17 protein-coding genes are annotated in these 19262 nt (G+C 69.6%); 5 read left to right on the forward strand and 12 right to left on the reverse strand.

Going from position 1 to position 19262, the window contains the following annotated elements; genetic code table 11:
• Window positions 1-5: 5 nt before the first annotated feature.
• The 3 genes from CRP55_RS45740 to CRP55_RS45750 are packed head-to-tail and all read right to left on the reverse strand — an operon-like array spanning window position 6 to window position 1928.
• Entirely contained in the window at window positions 6-563 is a 558-nt protein-coding gene (locus CRP55_RS45740) for a hypothetical protein (RefSeq protein ID WP_097328371.1), read from the reverse strand.
• 1 nt (window position 564) lies between these two features.
• Window positions 565-1260 (reverse strand): VIT1/CCC1 transporter family protein, encoded by a 696-nt coding sequence (locus CRP55_RS45745; protein WP_097328372.1) that lies wholly within the window; start codon window positions 1258-1260, stop codon window positions 565-567.
• A gap of 8 nt (window positions 1261-1268) precedes the next feature.
• A complete protein-coding gene (locus tag CRP55_RS45750) occupies window positions 1269-1928 on the reverse strand; it encodes a DUF305 domain-containing protein (protein WP_097328373.1) in 660 nt (219 codons plus the stop codon).
• 127 nt (window positions 1929-2055) lie between these two features.
• Between CRP55_RS45750 and CRP55_RS45755 the strand changes: the two genes are divergently transcribed.
• Window positions 2056-3465: an LVIVD repeat-containing protein gene (locus CRP55_RS45755; protein WP_097328374.1), complete on the forward strand. Its 1410-nt coding sequence runs from the start codon at window positions 2056-2058 to the stop codon at window positions 3463-3465.
• A 63-nt stretch (window positions 3466-3528) separates the two neighbouring features.
• A complete protein-coding gene (locus tag CRP55_RS45760; protein ID WP_097328375.1) occupies window positions 3529-3855 on the forward strand; it encodes a glyoxalase superfamily protein in 327 nt (108 codons plus the stop codon).
• A 952-nt stretch (window positions 3856-4807) separates the two neighbouring features.
• Here CRP55_RS45760 and CRP55_RS45765 read toward each other — a convergent pair.
• The 3 genes from CRP55_RS45765 to CRP55_RS45775 all read right to left on the reverse strand — a co-directional run bounded on the left by CRP55_RS45765 (window position 4808) and on the right by CRP55_RS45775 (window position 6601).
• Entirely contained in the window at window positions 4808-5458 is a 651-nt protein-coding gene (locus CRP55_RS45765; RefSeq protein WP_097328376.1) for a hypothetical protein, read from the reverse strand.
• A gap of 127 nt (window positions 5459-5585) precedes the next feature.
• Complete coding sequence (locus CRP55_RS45770) at window positions 5586-6197, reverse strand: carboxymuconolactone decarboxylase family protein (protein WP_097328377.1); 612 nt, start codon at window positions 6195-6197, stop codon at window positions 5586-5588.
• Complete coding sequence (locus CRP55_RS45775) at window positions 6194-6601, reverse strand: (R)-mandelonitrile lyase (protein ID WP_097328378.1); 408 nt, start codon at window positions 6599-6601, stop codon at window positions 6194-6196. Before CRP55_RS45775 ends, CRP55_RS45770 begins: the two co-directional genes overlap by 4 nt.
• Window positions 6602-7084: 483 nt before the next feature.
• Between CRP55_RS45775 and CRP55_RS45785 the strand changes: the two genes are divergently transcribed.
• Window positions 7085-9679 (forward strand): TIM barrel protein, encoded by a 2595-nt coding sequence (locus CRP55_RS45785; protein ID WP_245923776.1) that lies wholly within the window; start codon window positions 7085-7087, stop codon window positions 9677-9679.
• Window positions 9658-11379, forward strand: a complete 1722-nt coding sequence (locus CRP55_RS45790; RefSeq protein WP_097328379.1) for a CE1 family esterase — start codon at window positions 9658-9660, stop codon at window positions 11377-11379. Before CRP55_RS45785 ends, CRP55_RS45790 begins: the two co-directional genes overlap by 22 nt.
• Here the strand turns inward: CRP55_RS45790 and CRP55_RS45795 are convergent.
• Complete coding sequence (locus CRP55_RS45795) at window positions 11309-12769, reverse strand: MFS transporter (protein WP_097328380.1); 1461 nt, start codon at window positions 12767-12769, stop codon at window positions 11309-11311. The genes CRP55_RS45790 and CRP55_RS45795 overlap by 71 nt on opposite strands.
• Before the next feature lie 94 nt (window positions 12770-12863).
• Here CRP55_RS45795 and CRP55_RS45800 point away from each other — a divergent pair, with 94 nt between their 5' ends.
• The gene (locus tag CRP55_RS45800; RefSeq protein WP_097328381.1) at window positions 12864-13580 is read left to right on the forward strand and encodes a TetR/AcrR family transcriptional regulator; all 717 of its coding nucleotides are present in this window, start codon (window positions 12864-12866) and stop codon (window positions 13578-13580) included.
• On the opposite strand, the gene CRP55_RS45805 is transcribed toward CRP55_RS45800, so the two are convergent.
• The 5 genes from CRP55_RS45805 to CRP55_RS45825 are packed head-to-tail and all read right to left on the reverse strand — an operon-like array spanning window position 13567 to window position 19249.
• Entirely contained in the window at window positions 13567-15081 is a 1515-nt protein-coding gene (locus tag CRP55_RS45805) for a DUF1593 domain-containing protein (RefSeq protein ID WP_097328382.1), read from the reverse strand. The two genes, CRP55_RS45800 and CRP55_RS45805, sit on opposite strands and share 14 nt — an antisense overlap.
• Before the next feature lie 2 nt (window positions 15082-15083).
• Window positions 15084-16070 carry a TIM barrel protein gene (locus CRP55_RS45810; protein ID WP_097328383.1) on the reverse strand — a complete coding sequence of 329 codons (987 nt, stop codon included), beginning with the start codon at window positions 16068-16070 and terminating at the stop codon, window positions 15084-15086.
• Entirely contained in the window at window positions 16067-17434 is a 1368-nt protein-coding gene (locus CRP55_RS45815) for an FGGY family carbohydrate kinase (RefSeq protein ID WP_097328384.1), read from the reverse strand. The genes CRP55_RS45810 and CRP55_RS45815 overlap by 4 nt, the downstream gene beginning before the upstream one ends.
• Window positions 17427-18371, reverse strand: a complete 945-nt coding sequence (locus tag CRP55_RS45820) for a transketolase family protein (protein WP_097328385.1) — start codon at window positions 18369-18371, stop codon at window positions 17427-17429. Before CRP55_RS45820 ends, CRP55_RS45815 begins: the two co-directional genes overlap by 8 nt.
• Window positions 18368-19249 carry a transketolase gene (locus CRP55_RS45825; RefSeq protein WP_097328386.1) on the reverse strand — a complete coding sequence of 294 codons (882 nt, stop codon included), beginning with the start codon at window positions 19247-19249 and terminating at the stop codon, window positions 18368-18370. Before CRP55_RS45825 ends, CRP55_RS45820 begins: the two co-directional genes overlap by 4 nt.
• Between the last annotated feature and the right edge of the window lie 13 nt (window positions 19250-19262).

Below are 19262 nucleotides of genomic sequence, written 5' to 3' on the forward strand. Positions count from 1 at the left end.
CGGACTCAGTAGTAGAAGGGCTGAGCGGCGGCCCGGTCGGCCGGGACGACGTCGAGGCGGGGGTCGGCGATCAGGGCGGCGATCGCCGAGGCGGAAGCGCCGATGCCGGCCCAGTGGGGGTCGACGTCGGCGGTGAGGCACCAGGCGTGGTCGGCGGGCCAGACGAACGCCGGGGGCTGGAAGTCCGCGCGTACGCCATAATCGCCGTAGTCCGTCAAAGGGCCCCGGAAAAGGAAGAACTCGCGCTCCGGGAGCAGGAGCTTGGGCGCGGGGAAATTGTCGCCCCAGCCGTCCCAGAGGGCGAAATAGCAATCGCCGGGTGTGGTCGTGTGGTGGGACAGGGTCTCCGCGGCGAAGCCGAGCTTCTGGGTGTCGGTCACGTCGTCGGCAGCGCCCTCGAAGTCGGCCTCCTGCTGGCCGGGGCGCACGGGGTCGGGGATGAAACGCAACCTTGCGTACGCCTCGAAGCCGTCCGGGCCGAAGGTGAGCAGGTGGTGCCAGTCGACGTCGCTGGAGGCGATCCAGTCGGCGGCGGTCAGGTCGGTGCACAGTCGCAGAGTCATCTCAACCGACCAGGCTACCGATGCCGTACGTGACGGCCATCGCCAGCGCACCGCCCACGACCAGCCGCAGGATGGCGCGGCTGCGGTGGGCGCCGCCGAGCCGGGCGCTGAGCCAGCCGGTCAGGGCGAGGGCGACGATCACCACGACGAACGCGACGGGGACCCGGGCGCCCGGTGGCGGCAGCAGGATGGCGGCCAGGGGCAGCAGGGAGCCGGTGGTGAAGGCGATCGCGGAGGCGCCGGCGGCCTGCCACGGGCTGGTGAGCTCCTCCGGATCGAGGTGCAGCTCGACGTCGGCGTGAGCGGCGAAGGCGTCGTTCTCGGTCAGCTCGAGCGCCACCTGCCGGGCGGTCGCCCGGGTGAGGCCCTTGGCCTCGTAGAGGGCGGCCAGCTCCTCGAACTCCTCCTCGGGGAAGTCCGCCAGCTCCGCCTTCTCCCGGGCCAGCAGGGCCTTCTCGGTGTCGCGCTGACTGCTGACCGAGACGTACTCGCCGAGCGCCATCGAGACGGCGCCGGCGGTCAGGCCCGCGATGCCGGCGGTCAGCAGCGGCCCGGTCGAGGTGGTGGCGCCGGCCACGCCGACGACGAGGCCGGCGGTGGAGACGATGCCGTCGTTGGCGCCGAGCACGCCGGCGCGCAGCCAGTTCAGCCGGCCGGACAGCGAAGCATCGTGCGGCTCGTTCGGATGCGTACTCACACCGAATTTTAAAGGTCTTCCATTCTCCTGATCTCACTGCCCTGCTCGACGGCCATCTCGCCGGCGGTCTCGCGCAGACGCTCGTCCTCGCCGCTCTTCATGACATCGCCGGCCATCTGCATGGCGCCGCGGTGATGGGAGCTCATCATGGCGATGAAACGCTCGTCGAAAGCGGCGCCTTTCAGCCCGGCCAGCGCCGTCATGTCGGCCGCGGTCTGCATGCCGGGCATGGTGCTGTGATCGTGCGAAGGGTCGTTCTCCGGCAACTTGCGCTGGGTGAGCCAGTTGCGGAGCCATCCGATCTCCGGTTCCTGTACGGCCAACATGCGCTGGGACAGGGCGAGAAGCTGCCCGTTCTGACCGCGCCCGGGCACGAGTTTCGCCATTTCGACGGCCTGACCGTGATGGGCGATCATCATCTGGACGAACGCGACGTCGGCCGCGTTGTAGGTGACGCCGTCGGGCGCGCGCACCTTGTCCGAGTCGGTCACAGTGGACGACTCGCCGGGCTTACCGGGCACCACCACCCGAACCGGCGGGCCGGCACTCTCGCCGGCCCGCGGCGCGGCGGCTTTCTGGCCGGAGCCGGAGCGGGCCGCCAGGGCGATCCCGGCCGCCGCGAGCACGATGACCAGCGCGATCAGCATTGACGTCCGTGAACGGCTCATCAAATCCCTTCATCGAAGCCTGAAGATGTTCCCGAGGCGGGCCCCGGCAATTACTGTAGCGACAGAAGTGAATACGGTCGGTGGGGCTCCATCCTGCCTCGCCGTGCCGTCATCCGGAAGGAGCTCCATGACGCACCCACGAGGGCGCCGTGCCGCAATCGGCGCGGTGGTGCTCGCGGCCGCCCTGCTCACGGCACCCGTGAGCGGCGTGGCACAAGCCGCCGAACCGAACACGATTCCGGGCGTCGACGAGATCGTCAGCAGCCCGAACCTCAAGCAGGTCGCACACCGGGACAAGATCGGCCCGTTCGCGAACTCGACGAACTCCGACTGGGCTTTCCAGGGCAAGTACGCCTACAGCGGCAACTACAACGGCTTCACCGTCTACGACATCAGCAACCCGAAGGCGCCGTTCGAGGCGGCCCAGGTGGTCTGCCCGGGCTCGCAGAACGACGTCTCGGTCAGCGGCAACCTGCTCTTCCTGGGCACCGACTCGCAGCGCACCGACGACGGCTGCACCAGCACCGGCTCCACGACGGACAACCCGGGCGCCCGCTGGGAAGGCATCAAGGTCTTCGACATCAGCAACCCGCTGACGCCGGTCTACCTCAAGTCGGTCAAGACGGACTGCGGCTCACACACGCAGACACTGGTCCCCGGCAAGAAGGGCGACCCGAACGTCTACCTCTACATCTCCTCGTACAACCTGTCGACGGTGGACCTGCCGAACTGCGCCCTGCCGCACGACAAGATCTCCATCATCAAGGTGCCCAAGCGCAACCCGGCGGCGGCCGCGGTGGTGGCCACACCGGTCATCTTCCCGGACGGCGGCTACGAGGGCGACGGCGAGCAGAAGAGCGCCACGACCGGCTGCCACGACATCACGGTCTACGCCGACAAGGACATCGCGGCCGGCGCCTGCATGGGCGACGGCGTCCTGTTCGACATCTCAAAGCGCACGGCGCCGAAGGTCATCACCACGGTCCGCGACACCGTGAACTTCTCGTTCTGGCACTCGGCGACCTTCAACAACAACGGCACGAAGATCGTCTTCACCGACGAGCTCGGCGGCGGCGGCCTGGCCACCTGCAACGAGCGCTTCGGCCCGAAGCTCGGCGCCGACGCCGTCTACGACATCGTGGGCAAGCGCAAGCTGGTCTTCCGCAGCTACTTCAAGATTCCCCGTACGAACGCGGACACCGAGAACTGCGTGGCCCACAACGGCTCCCTGATCCCGGTCCCCGGCCGCGACATCATGGTCCAGGCCTGGTACCAGGGCGGCATCTCGGTGTGGGACTTCACCGACTCGCGCCGCCCGAAGGAGATCGCCTACTGGGAGCGGGGCCCCATCTCCCTGACCACCCCGGTGGGTGGCGGTTCGTGGTCCGCGTACTGGTACAACGGCTACATCTTCTCGAACGACATCGCGAAGGGCATCGACGTCCTCGACCTGAAGGACCCGAGAACGAACATCGCGAAGTTCTTCCGCACAAAGGAGTTCAACGCCCAGACGCAGAACAACTTCCTGCGCTGGTAGACGAGCTCATCGGCCGGGTCCTGCTTCGCGCGGGGCCCGGCCTTCGTCTGCCAGGATGGCCGCATGGACGAGAAGATCACGCCCATCCTGCATACGGAGAACGCCCAAGCGTCAGAGGCCTGGTACGGCCGGCTCGGTTTTGTCCGACAGTGGGAGCACCGCTTCGGGCCCGGCTTCCCCTTGTTTCTCTGCATCTCGCGTGGGCCGATGCAGATCTTCCTGTCGGAGCATCGCGACGATGCTCGACCCGACACGCTCCTGTACCTGCACGTCGGCGATATCGAGGCCGTAGCCGCCGAGTTCGGGGTCGCCATCGAGGAGGCGCCCTGGGGGCGGGAGATCCACCTGACGGACCCGGACGGAAATCGCCTGCGCATCGGCAGCACTTGACGTCCCCGTTTCCGCCGGGTAGCCAGGTGCGGACGCTCGGCGGCGAATCCGGAGGACGATCAAGTAGGCGGCCCGCATGGTCTTGTCGCCCCCCTCACCAACCCTTGGCTTCGGTTCGCTGTTGCCCGCTTGGACATTCCTCATGCGCCCGCACTGGTCGTTGCAGATGTGCCAGCCAACGGTCGAGCCATGACCGCCATTGCGCCCTGCCAAAGGCCATCACGCGCGGCAGCGTCGTATTGGCATCACGAGGAGACCCGATAAAGTTTCGCCTCGGCTCGAACACTCGGGTTTAGGGCTCTAGAGTCCAGGAACAGCAGCCGGCAGCAACGGTGCTCGTCGCTCTTACCCAGCAATGTAGAGGGAGGCCAGGGCGGTCGCGCCCAGCCGATTTGCGGATCAGGATTTTACGCTCGCTCGGCTCAGTAACTTATGTGGGCAGCTGAACGAACTGTGGGACATGGTCCGGGAGATTGAATATCTGGAATTCCCTCGCTGGGAGCCCGGGATTCTGATCCTACCGGCACTCAACCCCCATGTCGCGGCTCTGGGAATGCAATCACCCCTGTGGATGGAGCTGTTATTTCCAGGCGCAGGCGCGGGCGCCGGCGCAGCCGCGATACATTTACTGGTCAAAGTGTTACGTGATCCGGGAGCTGTAGCGGAATGGCTGCCGACTTTTGTTGAGCGTTGGCATTCGAAGTGGGCTGCGGCGGAACGCGCACGCTTGGAGCACGCTGTGGCTCATAAACAAAGGCTTGAAGAACTAAGTAGACAGGTAGTCGGGAGCGCCGCGAGTATCGAAGTATCTCCAAGCTCAGTAAACGCCGTTGGTCTCCCCGACCCACCCCCTGAGATCGAGTAACCATTAAAAGCACCACTTAATCACGGGAGATCAGAACGCAATGGCCGATAGCGGCGTAGACACGCGGCCATCCAAAGCGGTGCCCGACTACCGACTCGGCGTCCAGGGCCTTCCGGGGCCCTCGCGTTCTACGCACTCCCCCGGGGCCAGGTCGAGGATGTCGAGCAAGGTGGGGTCCTCGTCGACGGCGTGGGAGAGGTGGCCCAGCTTTCCGGTTTTCGGGTTGGCGTCCGAGGCTCCGATCAGCTGCCACATGCCGTCGTCGGCGTCGTGGCTTACGTACAGGATGGGCTCGGTCTTTTCGAAGACCTCGCCGGTCTGGATGCTGGTGGTGCCCAGGAGCCAGTGTTGCAGCCACCACGCACGGCGGTCGCGTTCCATGACCGCGTCGGCCACGGCCCAGATGAACGGCAGGTCCTCGTGGGCGCGGGCCTGGTCGGCGGTCAGGTCGGGGCCGCCCTCGGGGACCTTCTCGAACGGCTCGTCGATCAGGGAGAAGGCGTGGCCGTCGCCGTGGTCGAAGATCACCGCGTGGAAGGTGCCGCCGCCGGGGTTGCCGGCGCCGATGCCGACCGACAGCCGGCCCACGTGCGGGTCGGCGCCGGTGGTCCAGCCCAGGGCATACGAGGCCAGCTCGCCCCGGGGACCGATGAACTCGCCGAAAGCCCGCCGGTCCATGCCCGTCGCGTCGGCTGTGGGCACTTCGACGAGCGCCCCTTCCACCACCTGAATCCGCACTCGGGCAAGATAGCCGATCATGATAGGCGAGTGGGAAGGCAGTGACGGGCGGCGTGGTCCGAGGACACCTCGGGTGCGGTGCTGGCCGCCCACATCACCGCGGCCGGCCACCGGCTTCTCTAGCGTCTCAGCGCGACGCGAGGACCTCGTTCAAGCGGGCGACCGCGGCCTCGCCGACGTGGGTGTTCAGGGTGGAGGCCACTTCTCGGAGCTCTGCCTCGGTGACACCCGTGTTCAGCGCGACGCCCACATGGGAGCGCAGCTGCGATTCGAGGCCGTCCAGGGCCGAAAGGGCGGCCACGGTGGCGACCTCGCGGGTCTGCCAGTCGAGGTTGTCGCGGGCGAAGATGTCGCCGAACAAGTGGGACTTCAGGAACTGGTCGATGGTGGGGGCGAACTCGAACAACGGGCCGGTCACCGGGGCGCCGACGAGCTTGGTCTGGTTGTCGGTGCCCAGGCTCAGCATGTCGGTGCCGGGTGGGGGCGGTGACGGCTGGGTGCCTGGCTGGTCTTCGATTCCGTTTGTACGCCGGGTGGCCAGCACCTCCATGAAAGCGCCGAGGCCGTTGAGGCTTCTCGGGAAGCCCGTGTAGGCGTACATCTGAATCAGAATTTCTTTGATCTCGCTGATCGTCAGGCCGGCGTCGAGAGCGCCGTTCAGTGCCTCTCGCAGCTGCGGGATGCGGCCGGTGGCGGTGAAGGCGGCGATCGTCGTCGTTGCTTCCAGGCGGGTGGTCACTGCTGGGCGGCTTTCAGGTAGAGGTCGTCGGGGACAGGCTCGAGCCAGGTGGTGGGGTCGCCGCCGTCGGGCTTGGCCTCGAGCATGGCCAGGTGGCTCATGAAGGTGCCGGGGGCGGCGCCGTGCCAGTGTTCCTCGCCGGGCGGGCAGATGACCGTCTCGCCGGCGTGGATGTGCAGGACCGAGCCGTCGCGGATGCCGACCAGGCCCACGCCCTCGGTGACGTGCAAGGTCTGTCCCACGGCGTGCGAGTGCCAGTTGGTGCGGGCGCCCGGCGTGAACCGGACGAGAGCAACGGTCATCCGTGACGGGCCGGTCCCGTTGTAGATCGGGGTCATGTAGACGTCCCCGGTGAACGCCTGCGCGGGCGTCTTCACTGTGGGACGGACGGGTTGAAGTTCCATGCCTTCCATGTAACCGCTTTCGGCGCTCTCCAGGGAGGCACTGTCAGAGCACCCCAGATTTCGGTGCCGCCCCTTCTGGTGTGAGGTCCCGAACTATCGCGTCTTCGCTCGCGACGAGACCGGCGTGGCGATCCGCGGGGCGAGGCTGAGGAGTTGACTCGGCTGCTTGATCTCGGGTCCAAGCGGTCGAGTATCGTCGGCCGCGGGTCTTGGAGGACCCGGAGGGCGATGAATTTTGCCTGATGGCGAAGCAGATCCCCGCGGGACCAGCTCCATTCCACGACGCGTAGTCACGCAGCGTCAACAAGGCCGCGACGTTCGGCTCTGATCCGCTCTGTGGACCTACTGGACCGCGAAGCGGTACGGGGTTAAGGTCACGCCATGATGACGATCGATGGGTTCAGTCGTCGGCCGTTAATGAACTATCCAGTACGTCCATCGGGTCGGCGGCTGACGATCGCCACGCACTGTCTGTCGGGGACGTTGGAGGACAAGCTGGCGGCGGCCGCGGCGGCGCGGTTCCATGGGGTTGAGCTGGCCGAGAGTGACCTGGTCAGCACCTCGTGGGGGCCGCGGAGGATCCGGGACGAGTGTGCGCGCCGCGGGCTCGCGGTGGACGCCTATCAGCCGTTCTCGGATTTCGAGGCGGTGCCGCCGGCGGTGCTGCGCGGCCATCTGCGGCGGGCCGAGCGGACCTTCGCCGTGCTGGGCGAGATCGGCGTGCGGACCGTGGTGGTCAGTTCGTCGATGTCCGGGGACGCCGTCGATGACGACGAGCTGGCGGCGGAGCAGCTGCGGGCGCTGGCCGGTGTGGCCGAGCGGAACGGGCTGCGGCTGGCCTATGAGGCGCTGGCCTGGGGGCGCTTCGTCAACACGACCGCGCACGCGTGGCGGATCGTGCGCATGGCGGATCATCCGGCGCTGGGGCTGTGCCTGGACAGCTTCCATGTGCTGATCAAGGAGCCGGACGCCAAGAGCATCCGCGTTGTTCCGGGCGGGAAGATCTTCCACGTTCAGCTGGCGGACGCGCCCGGCACGGCCATGGACGTGGCCGAGCGGAGCCGGCACCACCGGCTCTTCCCCGGCCTGGGCGAGCTCGACGTCGCCACCTTCGCCCGGTACGTCGACGACACCGGCTACGACGGGCCGCTGTCGCTCGAAGTGTCGAACGACGTCTACCGGCAGGCCGATCCGCGGCACGCGGCCATCAACGGGATGCGCTCGGTGCTCGCGTTGAAGGCCGACGAGAAGCCGCCCGAGCTGACCGGCATCGTCTTCACCGAGCTGGCCGTCGACGACATCTCCGGGCCCGAGGTCTCCCATGCGCTGACGGCGCTCGGTTTCGTCAACTCCGGGAAGCATCGCTCCAAGCCGGTGCAGCTGTGGCAGCAGGGCACGGCTCGCATCCTTCTCAACTTCGCGGCGCAGCGGACGGTCGCCCCGGGCACGGCGACCGTGTGCGCGCTGGCCGTGGAGACCGCCGATCCGGCCCGCTCGACCGCACGGGCCGAACGGCTGCTGGCCCCGGTGCTTCCCCGGCTGCGGCAACCGGAAGAGGCCGACCTCGCTTCGATCGCGGCCCCGGACGGCACTTCGATTTTTCTCGTACGCAACGAGAGTTGGCTCCGGGACTTCCAGAAGGTGACCTCTCCACATGAGAAACACATCGACGGAATCGACCACGTATCCCTCACCGACGAGGTGGACGACTTCGACGAATCCACGCTCTTCTACCGTGCCGTGCTCGGCCTGAGCGCCGAGGGGACCACCGAGATCGCGGCGCCGTTCGGGCCGATCCTCAGCCGGGCCGCCGCCGACCCCGGCCGCCGGGTGCGGATCGCGCTGAACACCGCACCGATGCGCCGCGGCGACTGGGCCCCGGTCATCCCCAATCCGCAGCACGTCGCCTTTCGCACCGGCGACGCGATCGCCGCCGCCCGGGCGATGCGCGAGCACGTGCTGAAGATCCCGGAGAACTACTACGCCGACCTCGACGCCCGTTTCGAGCTGGCGCCGGACTTCCTGGCCGCGCTGCGCGAGCACTCCGTCCTCTACGACCGCGACGAGCACGGCGCCTATCTGCACTTCTCCACCGAGATGCTCGGGCACCGCGTCTTCTTCGCCGTGGTCCAGCGCCTCGACGGCTACGACGGGTACGGCCCGGCCGGCGCGCCCGTCCGGATGGCCGCCCAGCGTGAGCGGCGCCTGCTCAAACTACGGCAGCGCAAGGAACCGGACCAGCGCCACGACTTCTCCCTGGCCCATCTGACCGCACTCAGCCTGTCGCCGCCCGAGCTGGTCGACGCGGCGGCCGAGGCCGGATATCGCTATGTGGGCCTGCGATTGACACGGGTCACGCCGCAGGAGCCGCACTATCCGCTCGCCACCGACCCGGCCCTGATGCGCACGACCAAGGTGCGCCTGGCCGCCACCGGCATCGAGGTACTCGACATCGAGCTGGCCCGGATCAGCCCGGACGAGGACCCGCGCGACTTCCAGCGCTTCCTGGAGGCGGGCGCCGAACTCGGAGCGCGGCACGTCATCTGCCAGCTTCCCGACCCCGACCGGGCCCGCAAGACCGACCGGTTCGCGCTGCTGTGCGAGATGGCCCGGCCGCTCGGGCTCACCGTCGACCTCGAGTTTCCCTCCTGGACAGAGACACCGGACCTCAATTCGGCCGTACGGGTTCTGCGCGGCGCCGCCCAGCCCAACGCCGGCATCCTCGTCGACCTCCTGCACTTCGCGCGATCCGGTTCGAGCGTGGCCGACCTGCGGCAGTTGCCGGCCGAGTGGTTCCACTTCGTGCACGTCTGCGACGCGCCCCCGGCCGTGCCGGCCACCAACGAGGGCCTCATCCACACCGCCCGCTTCGAGCGCCTCTTCCCCGGCGAGGGCGGCATCGACATCACCGGCATCCTCGGCGCGCTGCCGCCCGGCCTCCCCTACGCCTTGGAGATTCCCCGCGCCACGCTCGTCGCCCAGGTCGGCGGCAAGGAACACGCCCGGCTGGCCCTGAGCCGCACCCGCGACCACCTCGAACCCCGAAAGGACGCCCCATGGACCGACGCACCCTCCTAGGTGGCAGCGCCGCCCTCGCCGTGGCCGCCGGCTTGTCCCCCACCCCGGCATCGGCGTCGACCGGCGCCGCGCGTTCCCTCGACGGCCGCCCGTTCCCCGGCTACGACTACTCCCGGGCCAACAAGCTGCCCCGCGAGATGGCCGGCTGGTGGACGAAGTCGTTCGACAATGGCCGTACGGCAAAGGTCTACATCTCCCCCGAGACCCCGATCCGCTCCTACTTCACCGTCATCGCCGTGCCGGAGGGCGGATCGGACGCCGTCGTCCGCGAGTGGCGAAGGATCGCCGACGAGCGCGAGGAGGGCCTGTTCATCCTCGAACCCGGGCCCGGTGGCTGGGGAACACCCGAGGAGGAGGCCGCGTACGTCGGCGCGGCCCTGGCCTTCTTCCAGAGCAACCGCTACTTCTCCATCTTCGGCCTGCACTATCTGGTCGGTTACGGCGCCGGCGGCCCCGCGCTCGAGGCGTGGGCCGTCGCTCACCCTCTCCGGGTCATCGCCCAGGCGTACGTCGACTCGCCCGGCCTGAGACAGGACTACCTCGACGGGTACGCGTCGCGGACGTTCGACGGGACGACCGACGGCTACACGCCCGTCGTGTTCCCGCCCGGATTCGACCTGATCCGTTATGACGAAACGGTTCTGCCGACCCTGTACGCCGATCCCCGCCGCTCCATCGGCCCGAGCCTCGCCTACTGGAAGAAGGCCAACCGTGGCGACCGCTGGATGACGTCGCACGCCGGCCCGATCGCCCGGACCGTGGTGCGGCACGGACGTGTGTCCACGCGGCAGATTCTCGCCTTCCTGACCTTCTACACCCGGTACGAGAACTTCTTCGCGTACGGCAATCAGCTCTTCGAGCGCGCCGACTACGACCGCCTCGGCGTCGAGGTCCACACGATGACCGTGAACGGCTTCGTCCGCGAATATCTGGTCTACCGCCCCGAGTCGGCCCGCCGGAACGCGCCGGTCCTGTTCGTCTGGCCCGGCAACAGCCAGACCGACAAGGTGTTCCTCGACGCCACCCAGTGGTGGAAGGTCGCCCGGCGCGAGGGCTTCCTGCTCGTCGTCGTCTGCGAGCAGTACAGCGTCAACTCCGTCTCGGTCAGCCACCGCGACTCGCTGTCATTCTTCCGGCAGCTGCGCGAGACCGTCATCGCCCGGTACGACGTCGACCCCACCCGCTTCTACTCGACCGGCCAGTCGGCCGGCAGCTCGGTCACCCAGAACCTGGCCATCGCCTTCCCCGAGTATTTCGCCGCCGTGGCCTCGACCTCGTTCACCGCCGCTCCCGACGCGGCCGGCAACGTCACCCTCGACGGCGTCGCCCATCCGGCCAGCAACCGCCCGATCCCCACGTATCAGATCTACGGCTACGGCGATCTGGCCTTCCTCGAGGGCACGCTGTGGGACGACATCGACAACCAGCTCGACGCCTGGGCCGGCTATCACCTGCGGGTCAACGGGCTCACCCTGGGCGACGTCGTCCAGGAGGGCCGCAGTGGATATCGCCGCCGCTTCCAGACCTGGAGCTGGAAGCGGCGCGGCATCCCGGTCGTCAAGGTGACGAAGAACCTCTACCGGTCGCACAACACCATGGCCGAGGAGTGCCCGCTGCTCTGGGACTTCCTCAAGCACTACCGGTGTGTGCCGGAGCCGGACGGGTCGGTGACGCGCTACTACGACCACCGGCGCCTCTGAGGATGCCCCAGCCGACCAGGGCCGCGGCGACTACGGTGAGCGTGAGGCCGGCGGCGGTCAGGGCGCCGTGGAACTCCGCGGTCTGGCCGGCGGTCCAGGGTGTGGCGGTGAGCGGGCCGGTGAACATCGCGGCCAGGATGGTGCCGGCCGCGGCCAGGCCGGCGCCGCTGCTCACCTGCGAGGCGGTGTCGGTGAGGGCCACGCCGATGGAGGTCCGGCTCTCCGGCAGGCCGCGCAGCACGCTGGTGCCGGCGAGGACGCCGACCAGGCGCAGGCCGGCCGCCATGAGGACCAGGGCGACCGCGACCCACAGGTAGCCGTGGCGGCCGAGCAGGGCGTAGACGGCCAGGCCGGCCACGACCGCGACCGCGCTGAGCCGGCCGGTCAGTTCCAGGCCGAAGCGCTTGACGAGTGGGTTGAGCAGCGCGCCGCCGGCGATCAGGACGACGACCTGCGGCAGCATGCCGAGGGAGGCCAAGCCGGCCGACCAGCCCCAGTCGAGCTGCATCTGGAGCGTCATGAGATAGCCGGCGCCGGCGATGGCCAGCCCGGTCGCGGCCTTGAAGGCCAGGCCGCTGGAGACCAGCGGGTGGGCGACCAGCTTCAGGTCGACGATCGGGTGCCGGGCCGAGCGCTCGCGGAGCACGAAGAGCACCGCGGCGGCGACGGCCGCCGCGGTGAGGGCCCAGGGCGCCCAGGCGCCGGCGCCCTCGTCGACGAACAGGGTCGGCGCGACCAGCGCGGCCACGATGGCGGCGGTGCCGAGGACCGCGCCGGCCACATCGACCGGGTCGGTGTTGAGGCCGGCCGCGTCGTCCGGGGCGATGCCGGACCACACGCCGGCCATGGCGAGCAGGGCGATCGGCACGTTGACCAGCAGCAGGGCCTGCCAGGGGGCGATCGCGAGGGCGAAGCCGCCGACCGTCGGGCCGATGGCCAGGCCGACGATGCCGACGGTCGAGATCACGTTGAAGGCCCGCACGCGCAGGCGGTCGTCGTCGAACAGGCGGAAGGCCAGCGCGGCCGAGCCCGGCGTGGTCATGGCGGCCGCGACACCCATGGCCACGCGGACCGCGATCAGCTCCTCGGCGGTGGTGACGAAGGCGGTGGCCAGGCTGGCCACCGCGAGCAGGGCCAGCCCGATCAGCATGACGCGGCGGCGGCCGTAGCGGTCGGCGACCGCGCCGAAGGCCAGCATGAGCCCGCCGAAGACGACGGCGTAGGCGGCGGTGACCCATTGCAGGGCGGTGGCCGACGCGTGGAGCTCCCGCCCGATCGTGGGCAGGGCGACGGTGAGGATGGAGTTGTCGAGCATCTCGAACAGGAACACGGCGGACAGCCCGGCCAGGGCCACCCACGCCTCCCGCAGGGATCGCGGTGATGTACGCATACGACGACCATGAATCAGAACAGTGTTCGGGTCAATACGAACGCTGTTCTTAGTGAAACAGAACACTGTTCGCCGAATGCGCTAAGCTGCTGGTATGTCACCGACTCCGGAGCAGCGGCGCACGGCTCGGCGCCAGTTCGGCGCGGTCCCGGCCGATGCCGGCCTGCGCCGCGGCCCGTCCCGCGGGGCGAAGAAGCCCATCACGGTCGACCTCATCCTCGACACGGCGTTCGACATCGTGGCGCGGGAGGGCTTCGAGGCCCTGACGATGCGGCGGGTGGCCACCGCGCTGGAGACGGGCCCGTCGTCGCTCTACGCCCACGTGGTCAACAAGGAGGACCTGGACGAGCTGCTCATCGGCCGGCTGTGCGCCGAGATCGACCTGCCCGAGCCGGACCCCGCCGCCTGGCGGGAGCAGATCATCAGCGTCTGCGGCCGGCTGCGCGAGCAATATCTGCGCTTCCCCGGCATCTCCCGGGCTGCCCTGGCCTCCGCGCCGACCAACACGGACACGCTGCGCGTCGGCGAGGGGATGTTCGCCATCCTGCTCGCGGGCGGCATCGAGCCGCAGACCGCGGCCTGGGCCGTCGACGCGCTGAACCTGTACGTCACCGCCCACAGCCTCGAGGTCTCCCTGGTCGGCGGTGACGGCTGGGTGGCCGGCCGCGACGAGCTCATGAGCCGGCTGACCGGCCTGCCCGACTCCTTCCCGAACACGAGGCGGTACGCGGCCGAGCTGACTTCCGGCTCCACCGCGGACCGCTTCACGTTCACCCTCAACCTGATGCTGGACGGCCTCAACCGACCTTGATCATTACCCGGTCGTAGCGGGTGAGCGGGTGCTCACCGTTGTCGGTGGCCTCGACGATGACCGAGATGGTCTGGCCCCGCTCGGCGTCCGACGGCACCTTCACCGTCGCCCGGTCGCCGCGGGCGGTCACCGTGACCGCGCCCGGATAGGTGCCCTCCTCGCGGTACTGCCACCAGCGCACGGCCACCCGGTCGCGGTCCGGGTCCGGCGTGCGGGCGGACAACGAGACGGAGGCGCCCGGCTTGGCGCGCACGGAGTCCACGGCCTGGACCGCCGGGGCATGGTTTCCCCGCCGGTACGACGGCATCAGCGTCCACTGGATGCGGGCGGCGAAGTCGTTCTGGGCGGCCGCGGCCCAGCGCAGCGTCGTCAGATCCTCGACGTCGGCGCCGGAGGCGTCCTTCTCGGTGGGAACGAGCTTCCAGAGGTTGGGCGAGGCCGAGACCTGCGTGGCCCGGCCGCCCCAGCCGCCGAGGGCCGGGCGGGAAGGCGCTTGGATTCCCGTGTCCAGCAACGGGTTGAAGGCGACGTTGTCCCCTTCGGACAGGAAGTCGTACGGCTCCAGGGGCTTGCACCAGCCCTTGGGGGCCTCCGAGGGGAGGCCGAAGATGTCGAGCGGGTCGCCCGGCATGGCCTGCCCGTCGAGCCAGGAGCGGTACAACGACCCGTACGGCCCGATCTGAATGTTGGCTTTGGTCCAGGCCCCGGTGAAGTAGACACGGTCGGCCGGCAGACCGCGCACATTGCCGGCGCCGCCCCAATCGCAGTTGTAACCCCAGGTCGCGTACCCCGCCGAAAGCTCCTCGACGCGCAGCGCCGGCCACTTCACCGCGATGTAGTTCGCGTAGGTCTCGTCCTGGAAGCCACTGGCGAGGATGACCGCCTTGGCCGAAACGGCGGCCTGCACCCGTTTCCACTGCGGTGTCCGCGCGTAGCGGTCCTCGATGGACTTCAGCGCGCGGGCGATGGTCGAGGTGCCGCCCCACGCCTGGAGGTACAAGGGTCGCGGGTCCTTGTCGAGCAGCAGGTCGCGGATCAGGTCGGAGCCGGGCGTGTCGGCCGACATCTCCCCCTCGAAGTCGATGTTGCCGACCCGGACGAGGGAGCGCAGCCTGGCCGGCGAGGGATAGTCCGGGTCGTGCTTCTTCAGATTCCCATAGACCTTGGCATACGCCGGGAGGACCTGATCCTGGATGGTCCGCGTTCCCGTCCAGCGCCACGAGGTCTGCGGTGTCGTGTATTCGCGATCGGGCAGGAAGAACTCGGTGCCCTGGCCGTCGCCCGCCCAGTGGAACTTGCTGCTGGTGTAGACGATGCCCTGCGTGTCGACGTCGTTGGTGTAGAGCAGATAGCGGATCAGCGAGGCGAGGTCGTCCTGCTCCATGTCCGTGGTGACGACCGTGCGCGGTTTCACTGAGGAGGCGGAGGGGTGCGCGGCGGCGGGCGCCGAGATGGTCAGGGACGCGGCGACCGCACACACCGCCAGCAGGCGAAGGCGCATGGCTACTCCTTGACCTCGCCGAACAGGGCGTTCTGGACGATGCGCTGGGCCGCCATCGCGTCCTGCCGCTCCTGGGCCTCGGCCAGCGCGGCCGTGTCGAGGCGGTCGAGGGCGCGGTAGATGCGCTTGAGGATGCCGATCGACGTACGGGCGGCGTCGACCGAGTCCTCGCGGAACGGGAACTGGTCGAGCTGCCAGACGCCGTCCCAGTTGTTCTTGCGCAGCGTGTGGAAGAACTCGAAGATCTCGGTCAGGTGCACGGTGCCGACGACCAGATCGTCGTCCCAGCCGCGCAGGTTGTCGTTGACATCCATGCCGTACAGGCGGCCGTGGTCGATGATCAGCTGGGCCGCGTCGGCCGGCGACTCGCCGCCGTACAGGCTGTGGCCGAAGTCGAGCAGGATGCCGACGTTGTCCAGGCCGATCTCCTGGATGCCCAGCAGCGAGCGGGCGGCCGAGTCCCAGGTCATCTTGACCCGCGGCTCGCGCGGCTTGTACTCGATGGCGAACTTGAGGTCGGGGTGGGCGCCGGCCAGCTCGCGCATGCCGTCGACGGCCAGCTTCCACAGGGTGCGGTGGTCGACCTGGAACGGGTAGTCCCAGCCGTCCTGGCCGGGCCAGATCTTCACGTAATCGGCGCCCAGCTCGCGCACGATGCCGGCCGCCTCGTGCATCAGGTCGAGCGCGGCCTTGCGGACGGCCGGATCGGGGTTGGTGAACGAGCCGCGGCTGAACTTGCGCAGATAGATCTCGGGGGTGATGCCGATGGCCGTGAGGCCCTGCGCGGCCAGGGCGTCCTTGACCTCGGAGAGGCCGACGCCCCGGGTGAACGGGTAGTTGAGGTCGACCACCGACAGGTCCTCGACCTGCCCGGCCAGCTCGATCGCCTCGAGAGTGGTGCGCGACGGGCCGTAGCCGTCGGTGGCGTAGCGGTCGACGTAGGTGGCGAAGTGCCACAGTCCGGCGCCGAAGCGGGGGTACTCGGTCATCGGGACTCCTTGCTGGAAAGGGCGCGGCGGACGGCGTCGCGCCAGGCGGAACGGGATGCCGTGGCGTCACCGGAGGGAACGAACTCGTCGTAGGTGACGGCCGGGGTCAGGCCACCGGCCAGAGAGGCGGCGCCGAGGGCGGACAGGGAGGAGGTGCGGGCACGCTTGACGGGTACGCCGAGCAGGTCGGCCTGGATCCGCATGAGCACGTCGTTGCCGCTGGCGCCGCCGTCGGCCAGGACACGGGAGGCGCCGCCCATGGCGTCGACCACGTCGGCCACCTGGTGGGCGATGGACTCGACGGCGGCCCGGGCCAGCTGCGGCGGGCGGGTGCCCAGGGTGAGGCCGCTGATCAGGCCGACGGCGGTGTCGTCCCACCAGGGCGCGGCCAGCCCGCCGAACCCGGGCACGAGAAAGACGCCGTCACTCTCCGCCGTCGCCGCCATCTGCCCGATCTGCTCGGGCGAGAGGGACAGGAACGACGCCAGCCACGCGACGGTGGCTCCCGACGACCGGATGTTGCCCTCGGCCGCCAGCCGGTCGTTCCAGGCCACCGTGAGGCAGACGTCGCCGGAGGCCGGCGCGCCGAGGCGCATCACCGACGAGCCGGTTCCGTAGGTGACCTTCACCCCGTCGTCGGCCTCGGAACCGTGCGCGTAGAGGGCCGCGTGCGAGTCGCCGAGCACGGCGGTGATCGGGAGGCCGGCCAGCACTCCCCCGCGCTCGCCGATCCGGCCCAGCTCCCCCTGCGACGGCGTGATCTCCGGTAGCGCTGTCGACGGGATTCCGAAGAGGCCGAGGAGCTCGGGGCTCCAATTCTGCGAGCGGACATCCAGCAACTGGGTCCGCGAGGCGTTGCCGACCTCGATCTGGTGGGAGCCCGTCAAGGCGTACAGAAGCCAGGAATCTATCGTGCCGACCAGCGCGCCCGGCGTGCCGTCGAGCAGCCACCGCAGTTTGGCCGCGCTGAACATCGGGTCGAGCGGCAGCCCGCTGATCGCGCGGATCCGGGCCTCGTCGCCGCGCAGCTTGTCGCAGACGCCGACCGCCCGCTGGTCCTGCCAGCCCAGCACCGGCCCGAGGGGCGCGCCGGTGTGCCGGTCCCAGATCAGCGCCGACTCGCGCTGGGTGCTGAACCCGACGGCCACCACCGCTGATCGGTCGATCCCCTCCAGGCACGCCGCCGCCGCGGCCAGGACGCTGTCGAGGATCTCGATCGCGTCCTGCTCGACCCAGCCCGGCCGGGGGTAGCGGATCGGCACCGGCGCCGATCCGCTCGCCACGACCTGGCCGTCGGCGGCGGCCAGGAGGCACTTCGTCGAGGAAGTGCCCTGGTCGATCGCGAGGACGAGGCCGTCAGGCATGGGCCAGCTCGACGGCCGCCCGCCGGATGTCGCCGGCGGTCAGCCCGAAGTGCTCGAGCAGGAACGCGGTGGTGCCGGTGGGGGCGAACTCGCGGTGCACGCCGAGCATGCGCATCGGCACCGGGGCCGGCTCGGTGACCACCACGGCGGCCACCGCGGCGCCGAGCCCGCCGGTCGTGGTGGCCTCCTCGGCCGTCACGATCGCCCGGGTCTCGCGGATGGCCCGCCGGATCGCCTCCTCGTCCAGCGGCGCGATGGTGGACATGTTCAGCACCCGCACCGACACTCCCTCGTCCGCCGCGGCCGAGGCCGCTTCGAGGGCGCGGGAGACCATCGTTCCGGTCGCCACCACCGTCACGTCGCTCCCGTCGCGCAGCAGCCCGGCCGTGCCGAACTCGAACGAGCCGTCGGTCACCGCGGGCACCTTGAACCGGCCGACGCGCAGGAAGACCGGCGTGGCCGCGGACGCCGCCCAGCGTACGGCCGATCTTGTCTCGCCCGGATCGGCCGGAACGACGATGCCGAGCCCGGCGATCGCCCGCAACCAGGACAGATCCTCGATCGAGTGGTGGGTCGGGCCGAGCTCGCCGTACGCCATGCCGGGGCTCATGCCGCACAGGACCACGGGCGATTGGCTGTACGCGACGTCGGCCTTGATCTGTTCCAACGCCCGCCCGGTCAGGAACGGCGACGCGCCGCACACGAACGGCACATAGCCGCTGAGGGCGAGGCCGGCGCCGACGCCGACCATGTCCTGCTCGGCGATGCCGACGTTGATCAGCCGGTCGGGGAACTCCTTCTGGAACCCGACGAGATTGCTGGAACCCACCGAGTCGTTGCAGACCGCCACGATCCGCTCGTCCTCACGGGCCAGCGCGATCAGCTCCTCGGCGAAAGCCACCCGGCAGTCGAAGACCTCCTGCGTGGGGGCGCTCATCGGGCCAGCTCCACGGCCGCGGCCTCGATCTGCGCGGCGCTGGGCACCTTGTGGTGCCACTCGACGCGGTCCTCCATGAACGAAACGCCTCTTCCCTTGGTCGTGTTGGCGATGACGCACAGCGGGCGCTCGCCGCGGGGCGCGGTGAAGACCTCCAGCAGAGCCAGGTGATCGTGCCCGTCGACCTCGGCGACGTCCCACCCGAAGGCTTTCCATTTCGCGTCGAGCGGGTCGAGCCCGTTGGTCTCCTCGGTGCGGGCGCCCTGCTGGAGGCGGTTGCGGTCGACGACCGCGGTGAGGTTGGCCAGGCGGCGGTGCCCGGCCGTCATCGCGGCCTCCCAGTTGCTGCCCTCCTGCAGCTCGCCGTCGCCCAGCACCACGTAGACGTGCCGGGACGAGGAGGCGAGCCGGGCGGCCACGGCCATGCCGACGGAGACCGGCAGGCCGTGGCCGAGCGGGCCGGTGTTGGTCTCCACCCCGGGCACCTTGACCCGGTTGGGGTGGCCGTTGAGGGCCGAGAGTGGGCCGGCGAACGTGTCCAGCTCGGCCGCCGGGAAGAACCCGGCCGCCGCCAGGGTCGCGTACAGGGCGCCGGCCGTGTGGCCCTTGCTCAGCACGAACCGGTCACGGTCGGCCCACTCCGGCTTCTCCGGGTCGACCCGCAGGACGGCGAAGAACAGGGTGGTCAGGATGTCGAGGACCGACATGTCGCCGCCCACGTGCCCCAGGCCGGCTCGGCCGATCATCTGGAGGTCGGTGGTGCGGGACTGGTTGGCGCGCTGCCGCAGCATCTCGCGGCGCCGCTGCGGTGCGGCGCCGGCGAAGTCCTGCCGGAATCGATGCCAGGCGGCGGCGGCCGTGGGGTCGGCGACCAGCATGGGTGTCCTCGTT

It is taken from the genome of Paractinoplanes atraurantiacus, from assembly GCF_900215205.1.
Lineage (GTDB): Bacteria > Actinomycetota > Actinomycetes > Mycobacteriales > Micromonosporaceae > Actinoplanes > Actinoplanes atraurantiacus.